Genomic DNA, 18,525 nt, shown 5'->3' with positions numbered 1-18,525 from the left:
AGGGCGAAACCCTCCCCCGGCCCCTCCCTGCAGGCAGGGAGGGGAGGCTGATGTCACTCCACCGCCTCGTTGCTCTGCAGCTGGACGTTGAGGCCCAGCGACCGCATTTCCTTGATCAGCACGTTGAAGCTTTCGGGGATGCCGGCTTCGAACGTGTCGTCACCCTTGACGATGGCTTCATACACCTTGGTGCGGCCCACCACGTCGTCCGACTTGACGGTGAGCATTTCCTGCAAGGTGTAGGCCGCGCCATAGGCTTGCAGCGCCCACACTTCCATTTCCCCGAAGCGCTGGCCGCCGAACTGGGCCTTGCCGCCCAGCGGCTGCTGGGTGACGAGGCTGTAGGGACCGATCGAGCGGGCGTGGATCTTGTCGTCCACCAGGTGGTGCAGCTTGAGCATGTAGATATAGCCCACGGTCACGCGGCGGTCGAAGGCGTCACCGGTGCGACCGTCGAACAGCTCGACCTGCCCGGACGTTTCCAGCCCGGCCAGTTCCAGCATGTGCGACACATCGGCTTCCTTGGCGCCATCGAACACCGGGGTGGCCATCGGTACACCGCCCACCAGGTTACGGGCCAGTTCGATCACCGCGGCATCGTCGTAATCGGCGATGTCGAGCAGATACTGCGGGCCATAGATGGCCTTGAACAGTTCGCGGATCTCATTGGCCGTGCCGCTCGCCATGGTCTGGTGGATATCCTCCAGCATGGCGGCGATCTTCTTGCCCAGGCCGCGCGCGGCCCAGCCCAGATGGGTTTCAAAGATCTGGCCGACGTTCATGCGGCTGGGCACGCCCAGCGGGTTGAGCACGATGTCGACCGGGGTGCCGTCGGCGAGGAAGGGCATGTCTTCCTGCGGCAGGATGCGGGAGATGACCCCCTTGTTGCCATGGCGCCCGGCCATCTTGTCACCCGGCTGCAGCTTGCGCTTCACCGCGACGAACACCTTCACCATCTTCAGCACGCCCGGCGGCAGTTCGTCGCCGGCCTGCACCTTGCCCTTCTTGTCTTCAAGACGGGCGGTGATGGTCGTGTGGGCTTCATCCCACTGTGCCTTCAACGCTTCCAGGCCGGCCTGCATGGCATCATCGGCCACGCCGAACTTCCACCATTCGCGGCGCGGCTGCTCTTCCAGCATGGCTTCGTCGATGGCGGCGCCCTTCTTCACGCCCTTGGGCGCCGCGACCACTTCCTGGCCCAGCAGCGCATCGCGCAGACGGGCATAGGTGGCGCGATCCAGAATGGCGCGTTCGTCGGTGGCATCCTTTTCGAGCCGCTCGATTTCCTCGCGCTCGATCTGCAGGGCACGTTCGTCCTTGTCGATGCCGTGGCGGTTGAAGATGCGGACATCAACAATCGTGCCCGACACGCCCGGCGGCAGCCGCAGCGAGGTGTCACGCACGTCGCTGGCCTTTTCGCCGAAGATGGCGCGCAGCAGCTTTTCTTCCGGCGTCATCGGCGATTCACCCTTGGGGGTGATCTTGCCGACCAGGATATCGCCCGGCTCCACTTCGGCGCCGATGTAGACGATGCCGGCTTCGTCGAGGCGGGCGAGCGCGTCTTCACCGACGTTGGGGATGTCGCGGGTGATGTCTTCCGGGCCCAGCTTGGTGTCGCGGGCCATGACTTCGAATTCCTCGATGTGGATCGAGGTGAAGATGTCTTCCTTGACGATCTTCTCGTTGATCAGGATCGAGTCTTCGTAGTTGTAGCCATTCCACGGCATGAAGGCGACGAGCACGTTGCGACCCAGCGCCAGTTCGCCGTCCTCCGTGGACGGGCCGTCGGCGATGATGTCGCCCTTCTGCACCAGGTCACCCACGGTCACCAGCGGGCGCTGGTTGATGCAGGTCGACTGGTTGGAGCGCTGGAACTTCATCAGTGTGTAGATGTCGACGCCCGATTTGCCTGGCTCCACGTCCTGCGTGGCGCGGATGACGATGCGGGTGGCGTCCACCTGGTCAACGATGCCGGTGCGCTTGGCGGCGATGGCGGCGCCCGAATCGCGCGCGACCGTGCCTTCCATGCCGGTGCCCACGAACGGGCTTTCGGCCTTCACCAGCGGCACGGCCTGACGCTGCATGTTGGAACCCATGAGCGCGCGGTTGGCGTCATCGTTTTCCAGGAACGGAATCAGCGACGCGGCGACCGACACCAGCTGCTTGGGCGACACGTCGGCCAGCGTGATGGTGCTGGCCGGGGCCATCAGGAATTCCCCGGCCTGGCGGGCCGAGATCAATTCCTCGACATAGGTACCGCCCTTGTCGATGCCGGCGTTGGCCTGCGCGATGGTGTGGCGGGCTTCTTCCATGGCCGAAAGATAGACGACATCATCGGTAAGCTTGCCGCCATCCACCTTGCGGTAGGGCGTTTCGATGAAGCCATATTTGTTGACGCGGCTGAAAGTGGCGAGGCTGTTGATCAGACCGATGTTCGGGCCTTCCGGCGTTTCGATCGGGCAGATGCGGCCATAGTGAGTCGGGTGAACGTCGCGCACTTCGAAGCCGGCACGTTCGCGGGTCAGACCGCCCGGACCGAGGGCCGAGACGCGGCGCTTGTGGGTGACTTCGCTCAGCGGGTTGGTCTGGTCCATGAACTGCGACAACTGCGAGCTGCCGAAGAATTCACGCACCGCGGCCACGGCCGGCTTGGCGTTGATCAGATCGTTGGGCATGACGGTGTCGATATCGACGCTGCTCATGCGCTCCTTCACCGCGCGTTCCATGCGCAACAGGCCAACGCGATACTGGTTTTCGAGCAGTTCGCCGACCGAACGCACACGGCGGTTACCGAGATTGTCGATGTCGTCGATTTCGCCCTTGCCGTCCTTCAGTTCGACCAGAGTCTTGACGACAGCAGCAATATCCTCGCGGCGCAGCACGGTCACATCATCCGGGCAGTCCAGCGCCAGACGCATGTTCATCTTGACGCGGCCGACGGCCGACAGGTCATACCGGTCCGGATCGAAGAACAGGCCGTAGAACATGGCTTCGGCGGTTTCACGCGTCGGCGGTTCGCCGGGGCGCATGACGCGATAGATTTCGGCAAGCGCGTGGTCGCGCTCTTCCACCTTGTCGGCCATCAGCGTGTTGCGGATCCACGGACCCACCGACACGTGATCGATGTCGAGCAGTTCGATGCTGGTCTGGCCGGCGCGATCGATCTTTTCCAGATTTTCGGCGGTCAGTTCATCACCGGCCTCGATGTAGATTTCACCGGTGGCTTCGTTGATCAGATCGAACGCCGAATAGCGGCCGAAGATTTCCTCGGTCGGGATCAGCAGGCTGGTCAGGCCATCGGTGGTCGCCTTGCGCACCATGCGCGGCGTGATCTTGGTGCCGGCCGGGAACACGACTTCGCCAGTGTCGGCGTTGACCACGTCGAACGTCGGCTTGGCATTGCGGTAGTTGGCTTCGACGAACGGCACCTTCCAGCCGGCTTCGCCATTGGCGCCATGGCCGCGCACCCAGGTGACGCGGTTGTAGAACAGGTTCAGAATCTCTTCCGAATGCCAGCCCAGCGCGTACAGGAGCGTGGTGACCGGCAGCTTGCGCTTGCGGTCGATGCGGACGTTGACGATGTCCTTGGCGTCGAATTCCAGATCCAGCCACGAACCGCGATAGGGGATCACGCGGGCGGCAAACAGATATTTGCCGCTGGCGTGGGTCTTGCCGCGATCATGATCGAAGAAGACGCCGGGCGACCGGTGCATCTGGCTGACGATCACGCGCTCGGTGCCGTTGATGATGAAGGTGCCGTTGCCGGTCATGAGCGGCATGTCGCCCATGTAGACATCCTGCTCCTTGATATCGAGCACGGAGCGGGTTTCGGTATCGGGATCCACTTCGAACACGATCAGCCGCAGCGTGACGCGCATCGGCGCTGCATAGGTCATGCCGCGCTGGCGGCACTCGTCGGTGTCGTATTTCGGCTCTTCCAGTTCATAATGCACGAAATCCAGCTCGGCGGTGCCGGCGAAATCGCGGATCGGGAAGACGCTGCGCAGGGTCTTTTCGAGGCCGGAGACATAGCCCACCGCCGGGTTGGACCGCAGGAACTGCTCATAGCTTTCGCGCTGCACCTCGATGAGGTTGGGCATCTGCACGACTTCGCCGATATGACCGAAGTTCTTGCGGATGCGGCGGCGGTTGTTGAACGGCTTCACGCCCTGGGGCGGCTTCATCTGGGTGGCCATGTGTTGCGATCGCCTTTTCGTCAAAATCGTGGCTCCAGTCAGTCGCCCGACCGGAAAAACAGCAAAAACCGCACGTCACTCCGCTGCTGCGGAATGTCGCACGGTCACTGGCGATGGAACCCTGTGTGCCCTTCCTCCGTCGCGGTCCGATCGCGCAAGCGAACCGTGTCTCGAAGAACAACAGGCTGAGCGGGACTCGAGGCCCGTTCAGTGCAGGGCGGCAAATAGGCGCTTTGTTGGATTTCGGCAAGAGGGGCGGCGAAATGACGGTGTCAGCCCATCGACCAGAAGGCGGATGCTAATGCTGGAATGCCGGCGGGCGGATTGCCGCAGTGCAGCCGGTGTCAAGGCCAGCCATGCTGCCCGCAACCACGAACGTGGTCATAATGCGATCCACACAGCCGTTCATGCCGGCAAAGCTATGGCTACTACCCGTCACCAGCACATGATGTGCCTGATCGATCAGCCTGGCGACCTGCTCAGCTCCCGCCGGCGGCGTCGCCGGATCAAGCTCACCCGAAATCAGCAGCGCCGGCCCTGGCAGCCGATAGGGTTCGCGCCAATCGGCTGGCACGCTGCCGCGCGGCCAACGGGCACAGCCACCGATCAACTGGTCGATCCAATAGCGCCCGAGCACGGTGCCACGCGCCGATCGCTGCGCCCTTGCTCGATCGATGAACGGCACATCCTCGCTGCAGGCCACCGACAGCATCAGGCCGGTAGCGATATCGTTTTGGGCAGCCCGCCGCAGCGCCGCCGCTTGCGCGATGAACCCCTGCCAGTTCCCGCCTGCTGCTTCATGCAACAGCAACGGCAATCCTGCACGCAGAGGCGTTGCTTGCAGCATCGTCCGGATCACGGCGCCAAACATGCCGCGCTGCAGGCGCAGCGGCTGCGTGTCGACCACGGCCGTCGCTGGTGCCTCATCGAGTCTGGCTCCAGCGCGCGCCAGATCGCCGGCCAGATCGGGAAAGGCGTCGTGACAGGCGTGGTCAGCTGTGCAGTCGCGCAGCATGAGTGCCACTGCCGCCTGGACGTCGGGGGCAAAATCGGCCGGCATGATTGACCAGGGCGGCACCACACCCTTCAGCGTGAGAGTGCGCACATGATCTGGGTAACGGCGGGCATATTCCATGGCGACCCTGGTGCCATAGGAAGTACCGTACAAATCGATGCGGCCATAACCAAAGGCTTGGCGCACGGCTTCGGCATCGGCAACGGCGGCACTTGTCGTGAAGGCAGCCAGCCGGTGTTTGGCAGAAAGCTGGGCGCGGCAGGTAGAAATGATCGCCGGATCGAACAGATCGGCAAGGGTTTGGTTGGCCGGAACGCGGCAATTCAGCGGCGCCGACCCGCCGGTGCCGCGCTGATCGATGAGCACTATGTCGTGGGTGGACCGCGCCCCGGCATAGACGCGGGCGTAAAAGCCGGTCAGCCGGGTGGCCGCCTGCCCAGGCCCGCCCTGGAAGATGAAGATGGCTTTGTGGCCCGTGCCTGCAACAGCGGGCAGCCGCACCAGCGACAAGGACAGCAATCGGTCCGGTCCGTGAGCTTCGCGGGACTCCGGCACCGCCAAGCGGAAACACGTGGCTTCGGCAGGCAGGCTGGGGTCGGCACACGTCACCGGTTCCGGTGCGAGCGCCGCGGCCGGGAGCGCCCATGCTGCTGCGGCAATGGCCGCAATCACCAAACGGCGCAGCCGATTCAACGGGTGCTCATGCGGCCAGCGCCGGCGCGAATGAGGTGGTTTTCTGGCCAATCGGGCATGATGACAAGGTTGCGCCTTTGGCATCCAAAAGAAAAGGGGCGGCTCCACGAGGAGACGCCCCTTTCCTGTTCGTGCCAGCAGAGCTGGTGCGAAGCGCTTACTTGAGCTCGACGGTGGCGCCGGCTTCTTCCAGCTGCTTCTTGAACTTCTCGGCATCAGCCTTCGACACGCCTTCCTTGACGGCCTTCGGCGCCGATTCCACCAGGGTCTTGGCTTCGGTCAGGCCCAGGCCGGTGATGGCGCGGACTTCCTTGATGACGTTGATCTTCTTGCCGCCGTCGCCGGTCAGCACCACGTCAAATTCGGTCTGCTCTTCAGCAGCCGGGCCAGCAGCAGCAGCGGCCGGGCCAGCGGCCACGGCCACGGCGGCAGCGGCGGACACGCCCCACTTTTCTTCCAGCATCTTGGCGAGTTCAGCGGCTTCCAGCACGGTCAGGGCGGAAAGCTGTTCAACGATCGAGTTCAGGTCAGCCATGGTAATTCTCCAGTGTTTTCAGTTTGGTCTGTGTGAAGTTTGGTCGAAGGCTCAGGCAGCTTCTTTTTCGGCATAGGCCGAAAAGACGCGGGCCAGCTTGGTCGCCGGCGCATTGGCCAGCTGGGCCAGCTTGGTGGCCGGTGCGTTGAGCAGGCCAATCAGCTTGGCACGCAGTTCGTCGAGCGACGGCAGTTCGGCCAGGGCCTTCACGCCATTCACATCGAGGACAGTGCCACCCATGCCGCCACCGACGATTTCGAACTTGTCGGTCGTCTTGGCGAATTCCACCGCGATCTTGGCAGCGGCCACCGGATCGGTGGACGTGGCAAGGCCGATCGGGCCGGTCAGCAGGTCGCCGATCGGCTGGTAGGGCGTGCCTTCGAGCGCGATGCGCGCAAGGCTGTTCTTCGTCACCTTGTAGCTGGCACCAGCCGCGCGCATCCTGTTCCTGAGATCGCTCGCTTGCGCGACGGTCAGGCCATGGTTGCGCGTGACCACGACGACCGAAGTCTCGGTCAGCGTCTTGGCCAGGCTGGAGACGGCTTCGGCTTTTTGGGCGCGATCCATGCTCACTCCTTGGTTTCATGCCCGCCAGGCCCAGGGGCTTGGCAGGCCGGTGATGACACAGCGTTTCCGCTGCGCCGGCTCATGAGCCTTGCGCCTGCCAATCACCACATTGTGGGGAGGAGCGGGCACCAGGCCCGTCCGAAGAGGATCGTCGCCACACCGGGATACCCAGTGCAGACCGGATCAGGCCACAGCCCAATCCGTGAAAACCAACCTCGTCTCATGCAGGCCCAACTGGCTTAAGGGCAAAACCCACCTGCAATCTCGGACGGTCGCCCAGCCATTGCTGGCTTGAGCGGATGCGGCGCACTACGGGGTGGCCGCCGCAGAGTCAAGCCCGACACGGCCCTGCCCGGGCCAGGCCGATCTTTTCCGGCGGCCCTGCATCGGCAGAAGGTGACCAGCGTATCTGCCTGCTGTCCAGTGAAGCGGATGGCCGGTGGCGGGCGCTGCCGGTTCCGGTTCGCAGCACGAAAAAAGGGCCGGGGAGATCGCTCTTCCCGGCCCCGTTTCATTGCGCTCAGCGCTTGGATCAGGCGTTCTGGCCCGTCGAGGCCGGATCGACCTTGATGCCGGCGCCCATCGACGAGCTGACGGCGACCTTGAGCAGATACTTGCCCTTGGCGCCCGACGGCTTGGCCTTCACCACGGCATCGAGCAGCGCGTTGAAGTTGCTGCGCAGATCGGCCTGGTCAAAGCTGGCCTTGCCCAGGATGCCATGGATGATACCGGCCTTTTCGACGCGATATTCGATCTGGCCGCCCTTGGCCGCCTTCACGGCTTCGGCGACGTTCATCGTCACGGTGCCCAGCTTCGGGTTCGGCATCAGGCCCTTGGGGCCCAGCACCTTGCCGAGACGGCCAACCAGACCCATCATGTCCGGCGTGGCGATGCAGCGATCGAAATCGATCGTGCCGCCGGTCACCAGTTCCAGCAGGTCTTCAGCGCCCACCACGTCGGCGCCGGCGGCCTTGGCTTCATCAGCCTTGGCGCCGCGGGCGAACACGCCCACGCGCACGGTCTTGCCGGTGCCCTTGGGCAGGGTGACGACGCCGCGCACCATCTGATCGGCGTGACGGGGATCAACGCCCAGGTTCAGCGACACTTCGATGGTTTCGTCAAACTTGGCGGTGGCCAGGCTCTTCACCAGGCCCAGCGCTTCGTCGATCGGATAGAGCTTGTCGCGGTTCACCGCAGCGGCCAGAGCCTTGGCCTTCTTGGTCGTTGCCATGGTCTTAGCCCTCCACCACTTGCAGGCCCATCGCGCGGGCCGAACCTTCGATGGTCTTCATCGCCATCTCGATGCTGTTCGCGTTCAGGTCGGGCATCTTCTGCTCGGCGATGGCGCGGATCTGCGACTGCTTGATCTTGGCAACCGGCGCGCCCTTGCCCGGCGTGGTGCCGCCCGACTTCAGGCCAGCAGCCTGCTTGATCAGGTAAGAGGCCGGCGGCAGCTTGGTGATGAAGCTGAACGAGCGATCGGCATAGACGGTGATGACCGTCGGGATCGGCGTGCCCTTTTCCAGGGATTCGGTCTTGGCGTTGAACGCCTTGCAGAATTCCATGATGTTGACGCCGCGCTGGCCCAGTGCGGGGCCGATCGGCGGCGAGGGGTTGGCGGAACCCGCCTTCACCTGCAGCTTGATATAACCGGTAATCTTCTTGGCCATCGGGCCACTCCTTGTTGTGTGGTGCTAGCGGCCGGGGCAACCGGCCTCCCACGCTGAAGATGGAAAAGCCTTACTTCTGCTTTTCCACCTGTTCGAAGCCGAGTTCGACGGGCGTTGCCCGGCCGAAGATCGACACCGAAACCTTGACGCGGCCATGGTCGTAGTCGATTTCCTCGACCAGGCCGTTGAAACTGGCAAACGGGCCATCGAGCACGCGCACACTGTCGCCGATCTCGAAATTGGCCTTCTTCTTGATCTTGGCCGCAGGGGTTTCCTCGGTCTTGGTGTTCAGCATGCGGGCGGCTTCCGCCTCGCTCACCGGCTGCGGCTTGTTCTGCTGGCCCAGGAATCCGGTCACCTTCGGGGTGTTCTTGACGAGGTGATAGACATCGTCGGTCATCGCCAGCTTGGCCAGCACATAGCCGGGCATCGACTTGCGCTCGACCTGGCGCTTCTTGCCCTTCACCACTTCGGTGACGGTTTCGGCCGGCACTTCAACCGCGTCGATGAAGCCTTCAAGGCCCATGCGGCGGGCTTCGGCGAGGATCGACTCCTTCACCTTGTTCTCGAAACCGGAATAGGCGTGAATGATGTACCAGCGCGACATAATGTTCCTCAGGCAGCGAGGCTGAGCAGGAATTTGACGGTGCGACCCAGGACCTGATCGATGCCGAGGAAGCAGACCGACAGCAGCGTCGTCATCACCAGCACCATGATCGTCATGCGCACTGTATCGGGCAGCGTCGGCCAGGTGATCTTGCGCTGCTCGGTCTGCACCTGGCGCACGAATTCCGCCGGGGAAACCCGGGGCTTCTTCGCCACTTCAGCCTTTGCCTCACTCACGCGCGTTCGCCTTTTGCCATTCGAAACCCGACACGAATCACTCGGGCAGCAGCTGGAACCCGCCGCCCGCAACGCCAATAACCGGCACGGGGAACCCCGCTACCGGCCGGATCAACGCTGCCCACGCCCCACAACTTGGGCCTGCGACCCTGCAACTTCAACCGCTTGCGGCAGAAATTCCGGGCTGCTGGCAGGAGTGGAGGGGCTCGAACCCCCGGCCCTCGGTTTTGGAGACCGATGCTCTACCAACTGAGCTACACTCCTGTGCGCAGAGGCGCGGCTATAAAGAGGCGGGCGCGGCGGCGCAAGTGGTCGGTGCCGGCGCTGCGGCCGATGCAGCGCAAACGGTGAAGCAATGATTGAATCGGCGGCACGGCTGGCCTATTGGCGGTGACAGCGCGGGTATAGCTTAGTGGTAAAGCTCCAGCCTTCCAAGCTGGCTATGCGGGTTCGATTCCCGCTACCCGCTCCATCGCAGCGGCGCGAGCGCGCGTGCCGCGTGCCGACAGGCGCAAGATCGGCCGGGCGGGCGGCTGACCCCCAGGCCAGCAGAACCGCTTCGACGTCAGCCGCGGCTTTGCCGCGGCCCCTTGCCTTGCCTTTTTGCCTGTCTGTTGACTTCACTGCCCTTCTTCGCACGCAAAAACCTCCTAAACCCGCCGCCGCTGCCGCCGTATCCGGATCAGGTCAATCAGTGCGGGAGGGTCAATCACATGAAGCATCAGCCGGGGCCAATGGTGGCAGAAAAGGCGGTGCCAGCCCCGCCCGATGTCGCCTTTCCCGCCGGCTCGGGTCCGCTGGCCAATTACGACCAGATCCGCACCCTGCTGATCCAGACCGGGCTGCCGCCGGAACCTTCCGTCTATGATGTGCTGTGGCGCTATGTACGGGATGAAGACCCCGAATTGTCGCTGGCCATCGACAAGGCCATTGCCGGCGAAGGGCTGACATTGGGCGTGGTGATGGGCCTGCGCGAGACATTGCTGGGTCAAATGAGCGAGGCGCAGGTCAACCAGTTGATCGCCGAAGCCCATGGCCAGGCCGAGGCCCTGACCAAGCGCATCGAAAGCGGCCAGACCGATCTGGCCGATTATGGCCGTGCCATCGCCAATGGCGGCGAGCAGCTGGCCGGCCCGATGGACGCCACCGCGCTGGCCGGCCTGCTGGAGCAATTGAGTTCAGCGACCTCCACGGTGCAGGCCGCCAATGGCCGCCTGCTGAAAGAACTGGAACAGGCCGCCGCCGAAAGCCGGGCGCTGGCCGACCGGCTGACCCAGGCCGAACGCGCCGCGGTGACCGATGCGCTGACCGGCGTGCTCAACCGGCGCGGGCTGATGGCAGCCGTCGAAAAGGCCCAGGCCGATGCCGCGGCAGCGGGCGCACCGCTGGCGGTGGCAGTGGTCGATATCGACCATTTCAAGCGCTTCAACGATCGTTTTGGCCACGCCATGGGCGATGATGTGCTGCGTTTCGTGGCCCGCCATCTGGCCGACAGGCTGGAACAGGATGGCGGCCTCGTCGGCCGGCTGGGCGGCGAGGAATTCGTGGGCGTGATGCCGGGCACCAGCGTGCAGGCGGCCGCCGGCCGCATCGACCGGGTTCGCGCCGATCTGGCGGGCCAGGTGCTGCGCAGCGCCGTTGATGGCAGCAGCATGGGCCGCATCAGCTTTTCGGCTGGCGTGGCCGAACATCGTGACGGGCAAGGGCCGGACCAGCTGATCGAGCGCGCCGATGGGGCGCTTTATACCGCCAAGCGGCTGGGCCGTGACCGGGTGGTACCGGATCGTGGCTGATGCGGCGCATTCGGAAAAGCGGCGTTGAAATTGGCGTTGACAGGCGCGCTGGCCTGACGCACTAGGCCGCCTCCCGACAGGTCCGCACAGCGGCTGTGGAGGGGTGGCCGAGCGGTCAATGGCAGCAGACTGTAAATCTGCCGGGTTTCACCCTACGTTGGTTCAAATCCAACCCCCTCCACCACCTGTCGGGCCTTTCCCTGCATTGACCGTGGCGCATGGCTGCTTTCATCGCTATGGCAGCGGCGTTTCAGTTATCGGAAGTTTGCCATGGGCCGCCGTCCCCACCCCAAGAACCAGCAGGGTCAGAAAAGCCCCTTCCCGCGCCTTTATGGCCGGCATGCGGTGTTTGCCGCGCTCGACAATCCAGAACGGTCGTTCCGCAAATTGTGGCTGACCCCGGCCACGTCGAAAACCATCGTGATCCCGCAGGGGCTGCAGGTACAGATTGGCGATGATCATGATCTGGGCCGGTTGTGCCCGCCCGATGCGCCGCACCAGGGCTTTGTGCTGGAAGTGGAGCCGCTGGAAAATGTCTGGCTGGGCGACATCCTGGCCCAGGCCGACGATGGCGAAAACCGGCCGATCATCGTGCTCGATCAGGTGACTGATCCGCACAATGTTGGCGCGCTGATGCGATCGGCGCTGGCCTTCAATGCGCGGGCAATCGTTACCCAGGATCGCCACAGCCCGGCCGAAACCGGCGTGCTGGCCCGGTCGGCAAGCGGCGCACTGGAACAGCTGCCATGGGTGCGCACCGTGAACCTGGCACGCGCCTTGGGCGAGATTGGCGATGCCGGCTTTTGGCGCATCGCGCTGGACGGGAGTGCGCCAGACACGCTGGAATCGGCGCTGGGCAAGGCGCAGCCGGCGCTGGTGCTGGGCAGCGAAGGCGAAGGCCTGCGCCATCTGACCATCGAGAATTGCGATCAGTTGGCCCGGCTGCCGATCAGCGGCGTCGAGAGCCTGAACGTGTCCAACGCCGGCGCCATTGCGCTGTATGCCTGCGCGCGGCGCGGCTTGTGATGGATATCGCCGCCATCGCAGCTGGCTATACCGCCGCCTGGAACAGCGGCCACCCGGAGGCCGTGGCGAACCATTATGCGAGTGATGGTGGCATCAGCATCAACGGCGGGCCGCTGTGGCAGGGCCATGCCGGCGTGACCGAGATGGCCGCCGGGTTCCTCGCCGATATCCCCGATATGGTGCTGCGCTGTGACGGCGTGCGCGCGGCTGGCTTGACCGCCATCTATTTGTGGACCTTCACCGGCACCCACGCGGCCAGCGGAAAGCCTGTATCGGTGGCCGGATGGGAAGCCTGGGAACTGAACGAGGCCGGAGAGATCGCCGCCTCGCGCGGCTGGTTCGACGCCGAAGACTACGCCCGCCAGACCGCGTGACCACAAAGCAGCGCGGCGTGGCCGGTTGGGCCACGCCGCGCGCCTTTGTCAAAGTCTGGAAGATCAGAACTGCACCCGCGCCCCGAAGCGGAACACGCGGCCCAGCGCGTTGCCGATGAACGGATCGTAGGACGGCTCCAGCCGCGAAGCGGGCGGATCGGCATCGGTGAAATTCTCGACCGAGAATTGCAGCTGCGTCTTCACGCCGCCGATGGTCGGCAGGTCATACTGCAGGTGGAAATCGTGCTGCGTGAAGCTGCTGACTTCGCGACCGAAGTTGACCGGGCCAAAGCTGGTGCTGGTGCAGTTGGTGAGGCCGACGCAGCGATCATCGGTGACGCCATCGACATAACGCACCTGGTAACGCGCGTTGATGCCGCTGTGATTATAGTTGATCCAGGCATTGCCGCGGAACGGCGACACCGTCTGCGGATCACGGAAATAGTTGGTGAAGCCCTTGGCCTGATAACCCGCCTGCACCAGCACACCGCGGAAGATGAAATCTTCAAACGTGTAGTCCAGCACAAAGCTGCCCTGGCCGCCGACGTTCAGCCGGCCGCCCAACACATCGACATTGTAATCGATCGACACATCGATGCCGCTGGTCTTGATGCCGGGGCCGTTCACCCAGTCGGTGCGGACGCGGGAGATGTCGAACCCGGTCGTCGTGCCCTGCACGCAGCCGCCCTGGAAGGTGATCAGGTTGGCAAAGATGCTGCTGCAATTGGCAAAACGCGTGCCGTTGGCAGCCACGGCGCCGCTGGCCACGCTGGTGGCGATGGCCTGGGCCGGCGTGGTGGTGATGCGGTCGTTGAAGTCAAAGCTCCAGTAATCCACCGAAACGGTCAGCCCGCCGGTGGAGACAACCGCGCCCAGATTGTAGGTGAAGGCGGTTTCCGGCCCCAGATCATTGGGATTGCCGAAGATATCGACCGATTTGAAGTTGTTGGCCGCCGCCTGGATGCCAGCGAGGCTGGTGATCTGGTTGGCCGCCACCTGGTTGGCCTGCGGACCACGGAAAGTAGTGCCCGCCGAGCCGCGCAACACCAGCCAATCAACCGGCTGCCAGCGCACCGTGCCCTTGGGGTTGAAGGTGGAACCAACCGAGCCGCCATAATCTTCAAAGCGGGCCGCACCCGTGACTTCCAGCGTGGAAGTGATCGGAATCTTCACTTCGGCAAAGATCGCCTTCACATTCTGGGTCTGGCGTTCGAAGCGACTGCCACCCAGGAAGATGAACGAGCCAACGCCTTCGATCGGCGTACCGACGCAACTGCGATCACCTTCACGGAAGCAGGGATTGATGTTGAGATCGGATTCCGGCCGCAGCGGCCGGGTGGACCAGCCATTGCCGCGATATTGCGCGCCAAAGGCGTAGGCGATCGGCCCACCTCCCAAGTCGAGATTGGTTTCGCCGGAGAAGATCAGATCAAACACGGTCTGTTCTTCCACCTGGCGGGTGCCGTTGGGCACTTGCAGCCAGCGGATGAGTTCCGGGCTGTTTTCGGCGCCGGGGACATAGTTGGGATTGGTCCGACCTTCGATCGAAATCGGTTGGCCGGCATTGAGGAAGGGATTGAACCACTGGCAGCCGTTCTGGCCGGGCGTGGTCCCGGTGCAGCCCGGGCCGCCAAGGCCATTCAGGGCATTCTGCAGCCGCGTGCCGATCACATCAGGCGCAAAGGCATCACGTTCCGAGCGCCACCAAGTACCATAGACCTGACCGCGGAAATTTTCGGTGAATTCATGCTCAATCCCGCCCGAAAAGCGATAGGATTTATTATTGGCCGCTCCGAGGCCGGCACCGCGCACCGGATCGGCCGGGTTGCCAAGCCAGCCAAGCGGCCGCCAGAATACCGCAGTCACGGCGGCCAGCGGGCGTTCCGCCGTTGAAGGTGCCAGCCCGCTTTGGGCCAGGAAGGCGGGCACGCCGGGGTTGTTCGGGCTGACGGTGAACGCGCTGGCCGAACCGGAACCGCGCGGGCCCTGGGTGGGCGGGAACGACGGCGAATAGCCCAGCGAGTTGAGATCGGTCTGGGCATAGCTGAATTCCAGATGCACCTTTGTGCGGTCGGTCAGGTCGATATCGGCCTGCACATAGCCCTGGTAACGATCTTCCTCTTCGATGATGTTGTTCCATGGGATGAAACTGAACCTGCACAAGGCGCCATCATTGATGCCGCCAACGGCCGTGCAGCCGGCGTTGCCGCCATCGCGGGCGGTCTGCGTGGTGAGCGCGCCATTCTGCAGATAGGTGGCCGCAAACAAGCCCGGCGTCGACAGCGCCGACCAGCCCGACGGGTTGACCGCATAGGTTGTGCGGCTGAATTCACGGGCATAGTTGGGCAACGTCGACCGGTGCTGCCAGCCGAAGCCGGCCATCAGATTAACCTTGCCAAACGTCTTTCCGATCAGGATCGAGCTGGTCCAGTTGTCGTCCGAACCCTTGATAGCATCCCAATCGCCCTGGATGATGACACCATTGAAGTTGCGGCGCGTGGTGAAGTTGGCGACGCCGGCAATGGCATCGGAACCATAGGTGGCGGCCGCGCCATCCTTCAGCACTTCGATGTTTTGCAGTGCAAAGATCGGGATCAGGTTGGTATCGATGAAGCCGTCACCCGGGGCCAGCACGGTGCGGCGACCGTTGAACAGCACCAGCGTGCGCGTCGGGCCCAGGCCGCGCAGGTTCAGCGAGCCATTGCCCTGGAAGCCCTGCGATGCCGTGGAATATTGGTTGGAATCGCCCAGCGTGGCGCCCACGGAGGGCAGCTGCTTGATGAATTCCAGCGGCGAGGAGACGCCCTGCTTGTTCAAATCGTCGGCGGTGAACACATCGACCGGCATGGCCGCATCTTCGCGGGTGCCGCGAATGAAGCTGCCGGTGACGATGATTTCGGCTTCAACTGATTCAGTATCGGCAGCAGCTTGCGGGGCAGCCTGTGCGAATACCGGGCTGCTGAACATGGCAACGGTAGAAAACAGGGCAACAGCCGCACAGCTGTTGCGAAGGTGCATCACCCCCATCGATCGTCTCCCCAATCAAGGTCATCGTCCGGCCTTATCTCCCACCATGGGGCGGTCCAGATCGTGACACAAAAGTGAGTGTTTAGCCTTTGCCGTTTGCCGTCAAGGGGCTGTGTGGGGTGCGCCAAGCTGTCCGCGCAGCAATTGTGTCCCTGCGGCCACAGCCCAGATGCCCTGCGCTGCGACCACCGCACCGAAACCGACCACGCCCAGCGGCAGCAGGCCCAGCCCGCCGGCCAGCGGCACCAGCGCCAGCGGCAAGGTCAGCAGCCCCAGCCAGCGCTGCTGCGGCCACACCGCCAGCCCCCACAGCAACAGCGCGATGGCCCAGGCACCGGTGCCCAATTGTTCCAGCGCACGGGCCTGGCCAAACAGCGCCCAGATGGTGGGTTGATATTGTTCCGGCAGGATATAGCCGGCCGCCAGCAGCCGCCTGGCCTGCGCGGCGAGGGCAAAGCCGTTGATGGCAGCAGCACCGGTGAGCGCCATCGCGCCAGCGGCCTGCGCCAGGAACGCCCCCTGCACCACCAGGCGTTGGCCGCCCAGCCGCGTCGCCAGCCCGGCATAACCGATCATCTGCATCAACATCACCGCCACCAGCGCGGCATGAACATCGGCCGCAAATGGGCCGATGGCCGCCAGATTCTGCACGCGTTGCAGCCCATCGCCCTGCGCCGTGGGGTGATGCAGCATGCCGAATACCGACAGGGCCGAGGCCGCAATGAGCAAGGCGCCGGCAGCGCGAGGTTGATCAGAAGTGTTGATGGTCATGGGGCGAGCTCCGCAAATGGTTGCTCGACCGACATAAAAGCGGCGGCTTGACCATTCACCAAACATCAGGGCAGATACGTCTGATAATGGACGGATTGCTTGATATGTCTGCTAAGTCACGCCTGCCGGATCGGCGGCAACTGCGCACCCGGGCCGCCTTGCTGACCGCCTTTCGTGATCTGATGTTTGCCCAGCGCTATGATCGTATCGATGTGGCGGCGGTGTGTGTGAAGGCCAATGTTGGCCGCTCCACTTTCTATGCCCATTTTGCCGGCAAGGATGCGCTGCTCGCCGCTTCGATGCAGCCGCTGCTCGACAAGCTCGCCGAAGTGGCCGCGACCGGGGATGATCCGTCGCTGCTGTGGCTGCTTGAACATTTCTGGGAGCAGCGCCGCCACGGCCGTATCATGTTCGCGCCGCCACTGCGCGCCGTGCTGGAACGCGCCCTGGCCGATGCCATTCAGGCGCGGCTGGGCTCCGAATTCCGGATCGCCGCGCTGCAGATTGCCGCCGCGCAGTTGACCGCAGTGGATGCGTGGCTGACCGGCAGCATTTCAGCGACACCGCCACAGATGGCGGCCCGCATCAGCGCCACGGCGCGGCTGGTTCAATAAGCCTCGGTCTCGTAGATGCGGCTGATGTCGCCGCCCCACGGACCATTATACAGCGCCAGCAGACGATCGGCGTTGGTCATGCCGCTGGCCACGATCTCGCGCAGTGGATTGAGGAAGCCCTGTTCGGTATCGCCGGCGCTGTTCAGCCGGGCCCGGTTGGCGAGGCCCAGATCGGCGATCTTCAGCACTTCGGCAGAAAGCTCCTTCAGCGTGCCGCCATTGGGGCTGGCCGCCCCCAGCGCCAGCGCCGGCACTTCGCGGCGCAGGCGGGCATGGTCTTCCGGCGTCCAGTGTTTCACCAGATCCCAGGCGGCATCCAGCGCCGTCTGATCATAGAGCAGGCCGACCCACAGCGCCGGGAGCGCGCAGATGCGATCCCAGCGCCCACCATCGGCGCCGCGCATTTCCAGATAACCCTTCATCCGCACTTCCGGGAAGGCGGTGGAAAGATGATCCTTCCAGTCGCCCAGCCGCGGCTTCTCGCCGGGCAGCACCTCAAGCTTGCCGGCAAGGAAATCGCGGAAGCTCAGGCCGGCCGCATCGATATATTTGCCGTCGCGATAAACGAAGTACATCGGCACATCGAGGGCGTAATCGGTGTAATGTTCGTAGCCGAAGCCCTCTTCGAACACGAAGGGCAGGATGCCGGTACGGGCCGGATCGGTGTCGGTCCAGATATGGCTGCGAAACGACTTGAAGCCGTTGGGCGCTTTTTCCGTGAACGGCGAATTGGCAAACAGCGCGGTGGCGATCGGCTGCAGCGCCAGGCTCACCCGGAATTTCTGCGCCATGTCGGCTTCGCTGCCATAATCCAGATTGGTCTGGATGGTGCAGGTGCGCAGCATCATGTCCAGCCCAAGGCTGCCGACGCGCGGCATGTGCCGCAGCATGATGTCATAGCGGCCCTTGGGCATGATCGGCAGTTCGGCACGCGTCTTGTCGGGCCAGAAGCCGAGGCCGAGGAAGCCCAGGCCCAGTTCCTGACCCAGTTCGCGGCACTGTTTCAGGTGGCGGTTCGATTCGGCGCAGGTCTGGTGCAGATTTTCCAGCGGCGCGCCCGACAGTTCGAACTGGCCGGCCGGCTCCAGGCTGATGTTGCCGTCCGCACCCTTCAGCGCGATGACGTTACCGCCTTCCAGGATCGGCTCCCAGCCATAGCGGGTCATCGCCATCAACAGATCGCGGATACCGCCAGGTTCGGCGTAGGAGGGAGCGCGGTGGTCTTCGGTGCGGAACACGAACTTCTCATGCTCGGTACCGATGCGCCAGGCGGCCTTCGGCTTGGCGCCGGCGGTAAACACGCCGATCAGCTGGTCACGCGATTCGATGATCGCGTCATCACCGGCGGAAGTCACCTTGTTGCTCATGGGAAGCGCCCTTAGCCCCGTTGCCCCGCTGGCG

The 18,525-nt window shown here is 63.9% G+C and carries 15 protein-coding genes and 3 tRNA genes; 6 read left to right on the top strand and 12 right to left on the bottom strand.

Annotated features, from left to right (window positions below):
• Window positions 1-53 precede the first annotated feature (53 nt).
• From rpoB to D619_RS0101320, 9 genes are all read right to left on the bottom strand, one after another.
• Window positions 54-4,196 (bottom strand): DNA-directed RNA polymerase subunit beta, encoded by a 4,143-nt coding sequence (gene rpoB, locus D619_RS0101360; RefSeq protein ID WP_017666761.1) that lies wholly within the window; start codon window positions 4,194-4,196, stop codon window positions 54-56.
• A gap of 298 nt (window positions 4,197-4,494) precedes the next feature.
• Window positions 4,495-5,883, bottom strand: a complete 1,389-nt coding sequence (locus D619_RS0101355) for an alpha/beta hydrolase (RefSeq protein WP_243442596.1) — start codon at window positions 5,881-5,883, stop codon at window positions 4,495-4,497.
• Between the two features lie 178 nt (window positions 5,884-6,061).
• Window positions 6,062-6,439, bottom strand: a complete 378-nt coding sequence (gene rplL / locus D619_RS0101350; protein WP_017666759.1) for a 50S ribosomal protein L7/L12 — start codon at window positions 6,437-6,439, stop codon at window positions 6,062-6,064.
• Between the two features lie 51 nt (window positions 6,440-6,490).
• Window positions 6,491-7,006 carry a 50S ribosomal protein L10 gene (rplJ, locus tag D619_RS0101345; protein ID WP_017666758.1) on the bottom strand — a complete coding sequence of 172 codons (516 nt, stop codon included), beginning with the start codon at window positions 7,004-7,006 and terminating at the stop codon, window positions 6,491-6,493.
• A 532-nt stretch (window positions 7,007-7,538) separates the two neighbouring features.
• Complete coding sequence (gene rplA / locus D619_RS0101340; protein ID WP_017666757.1) at window positions 7,539-8,237, bottom strand: 50S ribosomal protein L1; 699 nt, start codon at window positions 8,235-8,237, stop codon at window positions 7,539-7,541.
• A 4-nt stretch (window positions 8,238-8,241) separates the two neighbouring features.
• Window positions 8,242-8,676: a 50S ribosomal protein L11 gene (rplK, locus tag D619_RS0101335; RefSeq protein ID WP_017666756.1), complete on the bottom strand. Its 435-nt coding sequence runs from the start codon at window positions 8,674-8,676 to the stop codon at window positions 8,242-8,244.
• Between the two features lie 70 nt (window positions 8,677-8,746).
• Window positions 8,747-9,283, bottom strand: a complete 537-nt coding sequence (gene nusG / locus D619_RS0101330; protein WP_017666755.1) for a transcription termination/antitermination protein NusG — start codon at window positions 9,281-9,283, stop codon at window positions 8,747-8,749.
• 8 nt (window positions 9,284-9,291) lie between these two features.
• Complete coding sequence (gene secE / locus D619_RS0101325) at window positions 9,292-9,519, bottom strand: preprotein translocase subunit SecE (RefSeq protein ID WP_017666754.1); 228 nt, start codon at window positions 9,517-9,519, stop codon at window positions 9,292-9,294.
• 188 nt (window positions 9,520-9,707) lie between these two features.
• Window positions 9,708-9,783, bottom strand: a tRNA-Trp gene (locus D619_RS0101320).
• Window positions 9,784-9,917: 134 nt separating this feature from the next.
• Between D619_RS0101320 and D619_RS0101315 the strand changes: the two genes are divergently transcribed.
• From D619_RS0101315 to D619_RS0101295, 5 genes are all read left to right on the top strand, one after another.
• A tRNA-Gly gene (locus tag D619_RS0101315) sits at window positions 9,918-9,991 on the top strand.
• 241 nt (window positions 9,992-10,232) lie between these two features.
• Window positions 10,233-11,312, top strand: coding sequence for a GGDEF domain-containing protein (locus D619_RS0101310; RefSeq protein WP_081586991.1), 1,080 nt, complete (start codon window positions 10,233-10,235; stop codon window positions 11,310-11,312).
• A 97-nt stretch (window positions 11,313-11,409) separates the two neighbouring features.
• A tRNA-Tyr gene (locus D619_RS0101305) sits at window positions 11,410-11,496 on the top strand.
• 86 nt (window positions 11,497-11,582) lie between these two features.
• The gene (rlmB, locus tag D619_RS0101300) at window positions 11,583-12,338 is read left to right on the top strand and encodes a 23S rRNA (guanosine(2251)-2'-O)-methyltransferase RlmB (protein WP_017666752.1); all 756 of its coding nucleotides are present in this window, start codon (window positions 11,583-11,585) and stop codon (window positions 12,336-12,338) included.
• Complete coding sequence (locus D619_RS0101295) at window positions 12,338-12,712, top strand: nuclear transport factor 2 family protein (protein WP_017666751.1); 375 nt, start codon at window positions 12,338-12,340, stop codon at window positions 12,710-12,712. The genes rlmB and D619_RS0101295 overlap by 1 nt, the downstream gene beginning before the upstream one ends.
• A gap of 63 nt (window positions 12,713-12,775) precedes the next feature.
• On the opposite strand, the gene D619_RS0101290 is transcribed toward D619_RS0101295, so the two are convergent.
• Window positions 12,776-15,730, bottom strand: a complete 2,955-nt coding sequence (locus D619_RS0101290; RefSeq protein WP_193743233.1) for a TonB-dependent receptor — start codon at window positions 15,728-15,730, stop codon at window positions 12,776-12,778.
• Window positions 15,731-15,841: 111 nt separating this feature from the next.
• A complete protein-coding gene (locus D619_RS0101285) occupies window positions 15,842-16,510 on the bottom strand; it encodes a hypothetical protein (protein ID WP_017666749.1) in 669 nt (222 codons plus the stop codon).
• A gap of 104 nt (window positions 16,511-16,614) precedes the next feature.
• Here D619_RS0101285 and D619_RS17030 point away from each other — a divergent pair, with 104 nt between their 5' ends.
• Window positions 16,615-17,124, top strand: a complete 510-nt coding sequence (locus D619_RS17030; protein ID WP_081587011.1) for a TetR/AcrR family transcriptional regulator — start codon at window positions 16,615-16,617, stop codon at window positions 17,122-17,124.
• On the opposite strand, the gene D619_RS0101275 is transcribed toward D619_RS17030, so the two are convergent.
• Window positions 17,118-18,491 (bottom strand): glutamate--cysteine ligase, encoded by a 1,374-nt coding sequence (locus tag D619_RS0101275; protein WP_017666747.1) that lies wholly within the window; start codon window positions 18,489-18,491, stop codon window positions 17,118-17,120. The genes D619_RS17030 and D619_RS0101275 overlap by 7 nt on opposite strands.
• Window positions 18,492-18,525 lie beyond the last annotated feature (34 nt).

This window comes from Sandarakinorhabdus sp. AAP62, assembly GCF_000331225.1.
Classification (GTDB): Bacteria; Pseudomonadota; Alphaproteobacteria; order Sphingomonadales; family Sphingomonadaceae; genus Sandarakinorhabdus.
The sequence above is the reverse complement of the archived record's forward strand: the minus strand, read 5'-3'. Positions and strand labels throughout refer to the sequence as shown.

What these genes read in the sequence shown, in the direction of transcription:
- D619_RS0101285 (WP_017666749.1), bottom strand. Translation starts at nt 16,510, where the DNA reads ATGACCATCAACACTTCTGATCAACCTCGCGCTGCCGGCGCCTTGCTC.
- D619_RS0101275 (WP_017666747.1), bottom strand. Translation starts at nt 18,491, where the DNA reads ATGAGCAACAAGGTGACTTCCGCCGGTGATGACGCGATCATCGAATCG.
- D619_RS17030 (WP_081587011.1), top strand. Translation starts at nt 16,615, where the DNA reads ATGTCTGCTAAGTCACGCCTGCCGGATCGGCGGCAACTGCGCACCCGG.
- D619_RS0101310 (WP_081586991.1), top strand. Translation starts at nt 10,233, where the DNA reads ATGAAGCATCAGCCGGGGCCAATGGTGGCAGAAAAGGCGGTGCCAGCC.
- rpoB (WP_017666761.1), bottom strand. Translation starts at nt 4,196, where the DNA reads ATGGCCACCCAGATGAAGCCGCCCCAGGGCGTGAAGCCGTTCAACAAC.
- D619_RS0101295 (WP_017666751.1), top strand. Translation starts at nt 12,338, where the DNA reads ATGGATATCGCCGCCATCGCAGCTGGCTATACCGCCGCCTGGAACAGC.
- rplK (WP_017666756.1), bottom strand. Translation starts at nt 8,676, where the DNA reads ATGGCCAAGAAGATTACCGGTTATATCAAGCTGCAGGTGAAGGCGGGT.
- rplL (WP_017666759.1), bottom strand. Translation starts at nt 6,439, where the DNA reads ATGGCTGACCTGAACTCGATCGTTGAACAGCTTTCCGCCCTGACCGTG.
- D619_RS0101290 (WP_193743233.1), bottom strand. Translation starts at nt 15,730, where the DNA reads ATGCACCTTCGCAACAGCTGTGCGGCTGTTGCCCTGTTTTCTACCGTT.
- rlmB (WP_017666752.1), top strand. Translation starts at nt 11,583, where the DNA reads ATGGGCCGCCGTCCCCACCCCAAGAACCAGCAGGGTCAGAAAAGCCCC.
- nusG (WP_017666755.1), bottom strand. Translation starts at nt 9,283, where the DNA reads ATGTCGCGCTGGTACATCATTCACGCCTATTCCGGTTTCGAGAACAAG.
- rplJ (WP_017666758.1), bottom strand. Translation starts at nt 7,006, where the DNA reads ATGGATCGCGCCCAAAAAGCCGAAGCCGTCTCCAGCCTGGCCAAGACG.
- rplA (WP_017666757.1), bottom strand. Translation starts at nt 8,237, where the DNA reads ATGGCAACGACCAAGAAGGCCAAGGCTCTGGCCGCTGCGGTGAACCGC.